The sequence below is a fragment of the Mycobacterium sp. genome (genome assembly GCF_036273375.1).
Taxonomy (GTDB): Bacteria; Actinomycetota; Actinomycetes; order Mycobacteriales; family Mycobacteriaceae; genus Mycobacterium.
The window spans coordinates 1-9,615 of the sequence record NZ_DASUHS010000228.1 but is presented as its reverse complement, the minus strand read 5'-3'; the positions used below and the strand labels follow the sequence as shown (position 1 = coordinate 9,615).

Genomic DNA, 9,615 nt, shown 5'->3' with positions numbered 1-9,615 from the left:
CGCCTTGGTAGGGAATCGCGGTCAGGCCGAAGGCGCTGGACAGATTCACCAGTCGGGAGGGGCGCCGGGAGGATCCCGCCTCGATGAGTTGTGGCAGAAAGGCTTTGGTATACGCCTCCTCACAGCGGGCTGCCGGGATCGCCGGTCAGCCATTCACCGCCTGCTCGCGCGCCCACCGGTAGTCGGCCTTACCGGACGGGCTGCGCTCGATGACCGGTCGGAACACGATCGCTTTGGGGAGTTTGTAGCGCGCCAGCGACTGTGCGGCGTGCGCCACCAGTTCCCCGGACTTGACGCCGGCGCCCGTAGCGAGCGCCACCACGGCAACGACCTCCTGGCCCCACCGCTCGCTCGGCCGACCGGCGACCACCACGTCGGCCACCGCGGGATGCGACGCGATCGCGGTTTCGACCTCCTCGACGAAGATCTTCTCGCCGCCGGAGTTGATGGTCACCGAATCCCGGCCCAGCAATTCGATGGAGCCGTCGGTGCCATGGCGCGCGCGGTCACCGGGGATGGCGTACCGGACACCGTCGATCACCGGAAATGTCTTGGCCGTCTTGGGCGCATCGCCCTTGTAGCCGAGCGGAACGTAGCCCCGCTGCGCCAGCCAGCCCATCCCTTCGTGGCCCGGTTCCAGGATTGCGGTCAGGTCATCGGCGGCCACGAAGGTGTCCGGCCCGGCGTTGAACGTGCCGGTCGCCACCGCTCCGGCGGTGGACATGTGGTGCATCTGCGCCCCCGTTTCCGACGATCCGACGCCGTCGACGACAACGGCGTTCGGCAGCGTTTCGATCAAGCGTTGCTTGACGTACGGGGTCAGCAGCGCACCGCCGTTGGCGACGACGGCCAGCGACGACACATCGGCGATCCCCTTCTCGATCGCGGCGACCAAGGGGCGCGCCATCGCATCGCCAACCACCGTGACCACCATGACTTTTTCCCGCTCGATGGTGCGCACCACGTCCTCGGCGTCCAGATGATCGACGACGGTGGGAAAGACGACGGATTGGCCCGTGGTGATCGCGGTCATCACGCTCCACTGGGCCGCACCGTGGATCAGCGGGGGCAGAATCATCAGCTTGGTGCCCGGGCCCGAGGCGGCGCGTTCGACGATCTCCTCGATGGAGCGCGACGGCTCGCCGGTCACGAGATTCCGGCCGCCGAAGGACGTCATGAAAATGTCGTGCTGGCGCCACAACACGCCCTTCGGCATCCCCGTCGTGCCACCGGTGTACAGGACGTAGAGGTCGTCGGCGGAGTGCTGCACCGGCGGCGGCTCCGGGGACACCGATGCCAGGGCGGCCTCGTAATCGACTGCGCCCTCGAGCAAGTCGTGGCCCGAGTCGTCGGCGATCTGGATCAGCACGCGTAGCTGTGGCAGATTCGGCAAGATCTCGGCCACTCGCGGCGCGAACGCGCCGTGGTAGAGCAGCGCGGTCGCCCCGGAATCCGCCAGCAGGTATTGCAGCTCGCTCTTCACGTAGCGGAAGTTGACGTTGAATGGGGCGACTCGCGCCTCGAAGCTGCCCAGCAACGCCTCGACGAATTCGTTCCCGTTGTAGGCGTAGAGCCCCAGCAGGTCTTGGCCCACCTCGTGGCCGCTCAGCGCGGAGCGCTCGGTGTGGCAGCCCAACCCCTGCGAGTGCAGGTACGCGGCCAGCCGGTTGGAGCGTTCGATCACCTGCCCGTAGGTGTAGCGCCGGTCTCCCTGGATGATCAGCTCCCGATCGGGGATTGCGGCGGCGACGGCCTTCGCAACGGTCGGAACCGTGAATGTTGTTGTGGTGTCGGACATCGTGCCTCTCACGGCTGGTGGGGTAGCAAACGAACCATCATGCCGTTGGCTTCGCTGAGCAGGGCTCCATCGGCGGCTATCATAGTAGCGTCAATGAAAATCTTCCTGCCGTCGACGGCTGCGATGCGGCCGTGGGCGGTCAGTGGCTGCTCGATGGGGGTGATGCTGCGGAAGTCGACGTGTAGGTAGGCCGTGCGGGTCGGCCGGATGTCGGCGGTCGTCACGACCATGCCGAACAGCCAGTCGTAGAACAGCGGGATCATGCCCCCGTGCACGGCGCGGTTCCCGCCGATGTGCGAGGTGGTGAAATGACCGGCCATCCGCACGCCGTCGGGACCGGACTCGGTCACCATCCAGGGCGGCATCAGGGGATGGGCCAACCCGGGCAGGCTCAGCACCCGCCCGGCCACCGCCTCGGTCTCCGGGACCTGGTGGCCGTCCAACAGCGCGCAGGCGTTCTCAAGGTGCGTGGTCGCGGCGGCCCACAGCGCGGGGTCAGGCTTGGTGGACACGGTCAGGTCCTGCAGACGGCGCAGCGCCGCGATGAACGGGCCCAGTTCCTCCGGCGCGTCCTCGACGGGTCTGACGTCGGGGAATCCGCCACGAACTTCCGGCGCTGTTTCGGTCATCGCGTTCCTTCGTCCCATGCCCGGATCAGGTCGTCCGTGCTGGTGATGGTGGCCAGCAGCGACAGTGTGTTGGCGATCATCGCTGCACCATAGTCGGCGGGTATGCCGGCCACGGCGTCGCGGGGGAGCACCACCCGGTAGGCGGCGTTGACGGCGTCCATGACGAGGTTGGGAATCGCGATGTTCAGCGAAACGCCGACCACGACAATGGTCGACACGCCGAGATTGCGCAGCACCGCGTCCAGATCGGTGCCGCCCATCGGGCCCACACCATGCCACCGGTGCAAAACCAAATCCAAAGGCCCCGGCCCCAATTCGGGCAGCAATTCTGCGCCCGGCGTGCCGGGCGTGATGTCCACCTGGTTGCCGCCGCCCATCGCGAAGATCTTCGCGTTGTGGTTGGAGCCGAGCCCGTCGGGTCGCCGCTGCACCAGGCAGTGCACGATGCGCACCCCGGCCGCCCGGGCCGCGGGCAGCAGGCGCGCGATGTTGGGCAGCGCCTCGCGGCGGGCTTCCTCCGCGAGCATTGCCAGTCCGGCGTCGGGACCCATGACCGCGCCCTGGCACTCCTGGGTGACGATCGCGGTGTGCTCCGGTGCAGCGAGCCCGGCCAGTCGGTCCATCATGCGGGGGCGCCCACCGGCGCGACGTCATAGAATTGCGTCGCCCATTTTCTCAGCGCCATATAACCTTTCGCATCAACCTTCGACAACGCGGGGTGTTCCACGTACTTCTGGTAGCGCCAGATTTGCAAATCGTCGAACACGGTGGACAGGAACTGTTTCTCGATGACCTCCCGCAGTTTGCCGTCGGGAACGTCTGCGGCGTCCCCGGGGAGCCGCGGCCACCAGATCGAGTAGAACAGGTCCGAGCATTCGTCGTCGACCGGCGTGCAGGTGAAGATCAGCCGATGGTTCTGCGCGCCTTCGAAGACGCTGATCGCGCCGCCAAGGCCGAACAAGTGGCTGTGGAACCGCAACGCGAGATCTTCGGGGTTGTCGCTCCGCGCATCGGGCCAGCCCGCAATGAATTGCCATTCCTGGTCGACGATCTTCCAATCCAGCACCCTGGGAGTCACGGTGGCGTGGTGCACGTACTCGAAATGTGCACTGTCCGGGGCATTCTCGGCCACGATCTGCGGATGCACCGGTTCGCGCTCCGCGCGCCGGGAGAATTCCGGGTATGCCCGGTAATAGGACGCCGGGTCCGTCTCGAACTGCGGGAACTTGTGAAAGATGTCCGGCATCTCCCATTGCGGCTCCTCGCCGTCCGGGTGGTGCCAGACGAAGACGCAGTCGTACTGCTCCCGTACGGGAAACACTTTGAGCCGTAGCCCGCGGTTGGGCCGGTCCGGCTGATAGGGGATGTATCGGTTGGTGCCGTCCGGACCCCAGCGCCAGCCGTGGAAGGGGCACTCGACACAGTCGCCGACCACTTTGCCGCCGTGACCGATGTGCGCGCCCAGGTGCTTGCAATGTGCTTCCAAGACGTGCAGCTCACCCTGCTCATCCCGGTAGGCCACCAGATCCTCGCCGAAGTACTGCAGCGGTCGGACTTCGCCGACGGGAAACTCCGGAGACCAGCCGACCATGAACCAGCCGGTGACTTTCCAGGTGAACGGGACTTTCACGGCCAACGCCTCTCGTGATCGTTGATACTAAATCCATTACAGTATAGATTTCAGCAGTCCGGCCCGCGCCCGGCAAGGAGTGAAATGACGACAGCGGCTGACGAGCTGGAAGCCATCCGCCAACTGAAGGCGCGTTACTGCCGCTTCCTGGACACCAAAGACGTCGGCTCGTGGCGCGAAGTGTTCACCACCGATGTGGTCGTCACGCTGGACATGGCTGTGTCCACCGCGGGTGCCGATCCCATGGCCGCTGCACCGGTCGAGGGCGTCGACAACTTCGTCCCGATGGTGATGGGCGGCCTCGAGAACGTGGCAACCAAGCACCACTGTCACACGCCCGAGCTCACGCTCACCTCAGCCACCAGCGCGACTGGCATTTGGGCGATGGAGGACCTGCTGATCTTCGGCGACGGGCGCGAGTTGTACGGCGCCGGCCACTACCACGAGACCTACCAGAAGCGCGACGGTGCATGGCGGATCAAGAGTCTGCACCTTACCCGAACCATCTTGAAGATGACCGGTGGTGAAGATGGCTGAGGCTGATACCTCCCTTGATGTTCTCGTCATCGGCGCCGGATTCTCGGGGCTGTACATGCTGCACCGGCTGCGGCAGCTCGGGATGCGCACCCGAGTGCTGGAGATGGCCGAAAACGTGGGCGGCACCTGGCTTTTCAACCGGTATCCGGGCGCGCGGTGCGATATCGAGAGCATCGAATACTCGTACAGCTTCTCCGACGAGATTGAGCAGGAGTGGGTTTGGACCGAGTCGATGCCGACTCAACCCGAGATCGAGGCCTATCTCAACTTCGTGGCCGACCGGCTCGACCTCCGTCGCGACATTCGATTCGGCACCAAGGTCGTCGCGATGACGTTCTATGAAGACGCCGGGCTGTGGCTAATTCGCACCGAAGCCGGCGAAACGTTTCGGGTGCCGTTCGTCGTGGCCGCCTCCGGCATTCTGTCGGTGCCGCTGGAACCTGACATCCCCGGGATGGACACCTTCGCCGGGACGTCTTTGTTCACCAGTCGCTGGCCCGACGGCGGTGTCGACCTCACCGGCAAGCGCGTCGGCGTCATCGGCACCGGCTCGACCGGCGTCCAGCTCATCCCGGTGGTTGCCCGAGAAGCCTTGCACCTTTCGGTGTTTCAGCGTTCGCCCGCCTATACCCTGCCCTGGCGGGTGCATCGGTTCGAACTTGGCGAACTCGACGACATGAAGGCGCGCTACGGCGACATCCGGGCCGCCCAACGCGCCCACCCGATCGGGGCGGCCCGGTTGAGCGCGTTCTCCGTCCTGCTCGACATGCTCGGCAGGCCGCCGCTGAAGTCGGCGACGCGCGAAGAACAGCTGCGTGCCATCGAGGAGAACGGCGTCATGGGCGCACTGAACTGGGGTGACATCTTCTTCGACATCGAAGCCAACCTGATGGCCGCGACACTGTACGGCGAGGCGGTGGCCCGCATCGTCAAGGACCCGGACACCGCCGCGTCGTTGGTACCGGTGCATCCCTTTGCGTGTAAGCGCCCGATCATCGATCAGGGGTACTACGAGACCTTCAACCGCGACAACGTCACCCTGGTCGACCTACGAAAGTCGCCGATCCGCGAGGTCACGCAGGCCGGCATCCGCACCGAGAATCAACTGCACGATCTTGACGTCATCGTTTACGCCACCGGGTTTGACGCGATGACCGGTGCGCTGAGCCGGATCGACGTCCGGGGTCGCGGTGGAATTTCGCTCGGCGAATTCTGGGCCACCGAAGGGTCGCTGTCTTATCTGGGCCTTGCGGTCGCCGGCTTCCCGAACCTCTTCACGGTTCAGGGTCCGGGCAGCCCGAGCGCCGCCACGAACTTCGTGGCCGCCCTCGAGCAGCACGTGGAGTGGATCGGTGACTGCATCGCGTATCTGCGCGCCAACGACATTCGCACCATCGAGGCGCTGAGCACCGCTCAGCAGGAGTGGATCGATCACACAACAGCGCTGGTTGCGCCGACAGTGTTGGTTCACCCGTCCTGCAACTCCTGGTACAACGGTGGCAACGTGCCGGGCAAGAAACGGATGTACATGGGTTATACCGGCGGCATACCCGAATATCGGCGCCGCTGCGATGAAATCGCGGCCGGCGGATACACCGGTTTCGAACTGGCTTAGCAAGGTGAGCGACATGGCGACGGCAATGAGCGGACTGGGCCTGGCTCAAGATGTGGCCCGCGAATTGGGCATGCTGATGCCGCGCACGGTGGCCGGCCTGCGGGAGTCGACCGGCTGGGCCCCCCTATCGCCACGCGGTGCGCGTCAGTTCGGTGAGGCGATGCTCGACGAACTGGTGCTGAGCGCCTTTTCACTGCTAAGCGGAAGTCCCGCCGCTATGCGGCAATTGGATGCGTGTACCGCGGCGGCCGACGAGCTCTCGTCGCTGGGCATCGACCGGGCGCACGCTGATCCGAAACCGTTGCGGGCGGCCTCGATACGCAAGCGCAGCATCGCGGGTCTGGCGTATGAATGTATGGCCTTCGAGCACGACCCGACGTTGCCGGCCGCACTGGAGGCCGACGGACTGGGCGGCCCGGCGCGAGCGGTGGTGCGTCTGTGTCGGCACCGCGACGGGCCCCGCCCATGGCTGGTCTGGGTGCACGGGGCCGGCCAGGGCGGCACCGAAGACCTACTGTTGTCCCGGATCGGACGCATCCATCACAAGCTGGGGTTCAATGTCGCGCTGCCGGTGCAGCCCGGCCACGGCTGCCGGCGACGCCAATGGCCGGTCTATCCCGACATGGATCCGCTGGGCAATGTGGCGGGCATGATGCGCGCGGTGTCCGAGGTTCGCGCGGTCGTGCGTTGGGTCCAGCCGCAAGCCACCGCCGTTGTGGTGGCGGGAATTTCGATGGGCACTCCCGTGGCCGCGCTGGTTTCCCACCTGGAGAAGCAGATCGACGCGGTCGCGCTGTGCACGCCGATCCTGGGGCTCAACGCGATGATCGCGCGGCACCTGCAGCGGTGGGGGTCGTCGCGCGACGGATTCCGCGAGTTGCTGGAATCCCCGGTGGTCACCCAGCTGACCTCGGTGATCGACCCGTTGGCGGTGACTCCGTCTCCGCCGCCGGATCGCCGGCTCATCGTCGGGGCGTGGCACGACCGGATGGCGATGCGCGAGCCCGCCAATGCGTTGCAGGAACGCTGGGGCGGCCAGCTGTACTGGTACGACGGAAGCCACGTCGGGCACATCTTCTCCCGGCGCGTGCAGCGCATCATCGACCAATTTTTGCGCACCGTGGCCGTGCGACAAGCAGACGGTGCGGTGCCCGACTGATGGCGCCCACGTGGACCGCGCGAGCGGTGGTCGAGCTCTACAACCTCGTCGTGTGGAATGAACGCAATATCGACCTGGCCGATGAACTGTTGGCCGACAGTGTGATTCGGCACGAGGTCGGCGGGGCGCGTACGCTGACTCACGCCGAAGCGGTGCAGCGGGTGGTGGACATGTGGCAGCTGGCCGATTCGTTGCACTTCGATCTCAACGTCGTCGTCGAGGGCGACGACGGCGAGCACGTCGCCATCGTCTACGACTCGGCGATAACCGCTAAGGACGGTACCGAGACCAACATCGCCAGCATCGAGGTGTTCCGCGTCGTTGATGGCAAGATAACCGAGGTTTGGAACTGCGGTTACCAGCAAGGAGTTTGGAATTGACTGACCGTCCGCTTGATGAATTGGGTTTCTACCTGCTGGCCGGTGCCGGTGGGGAGGGCCCGGCGACGTTGATGGACGAGGCCCGTCGCGGTGAGGAACTGGGCTTCGGCACCGCCTTCATCTCCGAGCGTTGGAACGTCAAAGAGGCGTCGTCTCTGGTCGGGGCGGCATGCGCGGTCACCAACCGGATGCAAATCGCCACCGCGGCAACCAATCACAACACCCGTCATCCCCTGATCACCGGGTCCTGGGCGACCACGATGCATCGCCTGTCCGGCGGCCGGTTCACCCTGGGTGTTGGCCGCGGCATCGCCGCGATCTACGGGGCCTTCGGCATCCCCGCGGTGACGACGGCGCAGATGGAGGACTGGGCTCAGGTAATGCGCCGGCTGTGGCACGGTGAGCTGATCTTCAATCACGACGGCCCGATGGGCAAGTACCCCATCCTGTTCCTCGATCCCGACTTCAACGAGGGTATCCGGCTGGCAGTGGTGGCTTTTGGGCCCAACACGCTCGCGCTCGGCGGACGCGTGTTCGACGACGTCATACTGCACACCTATTTCACCCCGGAGACCTTGCAGCGCAGTGTCAAAACGGTGAAGTCGGCAGCGGAGAAGGCGGGCCGCGACCCGGACAGTGTGCGGGTGTGGTCGTGCTTCGCCACCGTCGGTGACCATCTCCCCGAAGAACTCCGGCTGAAGAAGACCGTGGCGCGTCTGGCCACCTATCTGCAAGGCTACGGCGACCTGCTCGTCGAGACTAATAATTGGGATCCCGCTGTGCTGCAACGATTCCGGGAAGATTCAGTGGTCAACTCGGTCGCGGGCGGAATCGATCACAAGGGCACAGCCGAGCAAATCGAGCACATCGCGACGCTGATTCCCGACGAATGGCTGGAGCCGTCGGCCACCGGGTCAGCGCAGCAGTGCGTGGACCGCATCCGCAAGGAATTCGATTACGGGGCGGACGCGGTCATCATGCACGGTGCCACACCCGACGAGCTCGAGCCGGTCGTCGCGGCTTACCGCGCCGCGGATTAGCTTCAGTTGTGGCGTGACGGTGCGCGGGGCCACTCACGGCATGATGACGGTCCGGGTCACCGGTTCGGCGGGGGCTTGTCTGCTGGACAGGCCGCGCTTCAAGGAAGCGAGCAGGGCGTCACGTGTTTCACGGGGATCGATGAGTTCGTCGAACCCCATGTGCTCAGCCGACCGGAAGGACGCCTGGAGCTCGGCGTCGCGCAGCTTGACCGAGAGATCTTCGCCGGCGTGTGACGCGCGGCTGAGTGCCGCGGCGCTCATGGCGCCCATCGTCGCGCCGGGGTAGGCGAAGGTCGCGACCTGATGGTCGAAGCCCAACAGCGACATGACCATGGACCCGAACCCATATGCCTTGCGCAGCGTTAGATGCAGCTTCAACGTGGTGGCGGCGGTCTGCGCGGCAAACATCCGCGCCCCGGCGCGCAATACACCGCTGCGCTCGGAGCGGCTGCCGGGCAGCATGCCGGGATTGTCGGCGAGAAAGACGATGGGCAGGTGGAACGAGTCGGCCACCATGATGAAGTGCGCGGCTTTGTCGGCGGCGTCGGCGTCGATGGAGCCGGCGAGCACCTGAGGTTGGTTGGCCACTACGGCGACCGGGTGGCCGCCGAGGTGGGCAAGCCCGCAGATGATCGCCTTGCCGAACTGCGGCTGCACCTCGAACCAGTCGGGGCTGTCGAAAATCACGTCGAGCACGGCCCGCATGTCGTAGACGCGGCGATTGTCCCGCGACACGATGTCGAGCAATTCCGGCGTCTGCCGCGGCCGGCTGGCCTCGTCCGCGGGCCGTGACGACGGGTAGGACCATGCGCTCGGCGGGAAATACG

Annotated in this window: 10 protein-coding genes and 1 pseudogene; 5 read left to right on the top strand and 6 right to left on the bottom strand. The window is 65.7% G+C overall.

Translation table 11 applies throughout. The features are described 5' to 3' along the window. The 5 genes and pseudogenes from VFW69_RS20235 to VFW69_RS20215 form a co-directional block, all read right to left on the bottom strand. Positions 1–109, bottom strand: a pseudogene (locus VFW69_RS20235) (acetoin dehydrogenase); the annotation flags it as partial. 36 nt (positions 110–145) lie between these two features. Beyond that, entirely contained in the window at positions 146–1,798 is a 1,653-nt protein-coding gene (gene mig, locus VFW69_RS20230) for a medium-chain acyl-CoA ligase Mig (protein ID WP_526503894.1), read from the bottom strand. 8 nt (positions 1,799–1,806) lie between these two features. After that, positions 1,807–2,427 (bottom strand): PaaI family thioesterase, encoded by a 621-nt coding sequence (locus VFW69_RS20225; protein ID WP_526503892.1) that lies wholly within the window; start codon positions 2,425–2,427, stop codon positions 1,807–1,809. After that, the gene (locus tag VFW69_RS20220; RefSeq protein WP_526503891.1) at positions 2,424–3,053 is read right to left on the bottom strand and encodes a cysteine hydrolase family protein; all 630 of its coding nucleotides are present in this window, start codon (positions 3,051–3,053) and stop codon (positions 2,424–2,426) included. Before VFW69_RS20220 ends, VFW69_RS20225 begins: the two co-directional genes overlap by 4 nt. Next, positions 3,050–4,057: a Rieske 2Fe-2S domain-containing protein gene (locus VFW69_RS20215; protein ID WP_526503889.1), complete on the bottom strand. Its 1,008-nt coding sequence runs from the start codon at positions 4,055–4,057 to the stop codon at positions 3,050–3,052. Before VFW69_RS20215 ends, VFW69_RS20220 begins: the two co-directional genes overlap by 4 nt. An 84-nt stretch (positions 4,058–4,141) precedes the next feature. On the opposite strand from VFW69_RS20215, the gene VFW69_RS20210 reads away from it, so the two are divergent. Genes VFW69_RS20210 through VFW69_RS20190 form a run of 5 tightly spaced genes read left to right on the top strand, consistent with a single transcriptional unit; the run spans position 4,142 to position 8,788 of the window. Beyond that, positions 4,142–4,594, top strand: a complete 453-nt coding sequence (locus VFW69_RS20210; protein ID WP_526503887.1) for a nuclear transport factor 2 family protein — start codon at positions 4,142–4,144, stop codon at positions 4,592–4,594. Further along, positions 4,587–6,209, top strand: coding sequence for a flavin-containing monooxygenase (locus tag VFW69_RS20205; protein ID WP_526503885.1), 1,623 nt, complete (start codon positions 4,587–4,589; stop codon positions 6,207–6,209). The genes VFW69_RS20210 and VFW69_RS20205 overlap by 8 nt, the downstream gene beginning before the upstream one ends. Positions 6,210–6,222: 13 nt before the next feature. Further along, positions 6,223–7,368, top strand: coding sequence for a PHB depolymerase family esterase (locus tag VFW69_RS20200; RefSeq protein WP_526503883.1), 1,146 nt, complete (start codon positions 6,223–6,225; stop codon positions 7,366–7,368). Continuing rightward, positions 7,368–7,748 (top strand): nuclear transport factor 2 family protein, encoded by a 381-nt coding sequence (locus VFW69_RS20195; RefSeq protein WP_526503881.1) that lies wholly within the window; start codon positions 7,368–7,370, stop codon positions 7,746–7,748. Before VFW69_RS20200 ends, VFW69_RS20195 begins: the two co-directional genes overlap by 1 nt. Continuing rightward, the gene (locus VFW69_RS20190; RefSeq protein WP_526503879.1) at positions 7,745–8,788 is read left to right on the top strand and encodes a TIGR03857 family LLM class F420-dependent oxidoreductase; all 1,044 of its coding nucleotides are present in this window, start codon (positions 7,745–7,747) and stop codon (positions 8,786–8,788) included. The genes VFW69_RS20195 and VFW69_RS20190 overlap by 4 nt, the downstream gene beginning before the upstream one ends. A gap of 33 nt (positions 8,789–8,821) precedes the next feature. Here the strand turns inward: VFW69_RS20190 and VFW69_RS20185 are convergent. Next, positions 8,822–9,615: carboxyl transferase domain-containing protein (locus VFW69_RS20185; RefSeq protein ID WP_526503877.1), on the bottom strand; the 794-nt coding region annotated here is incomplete at its 5' end.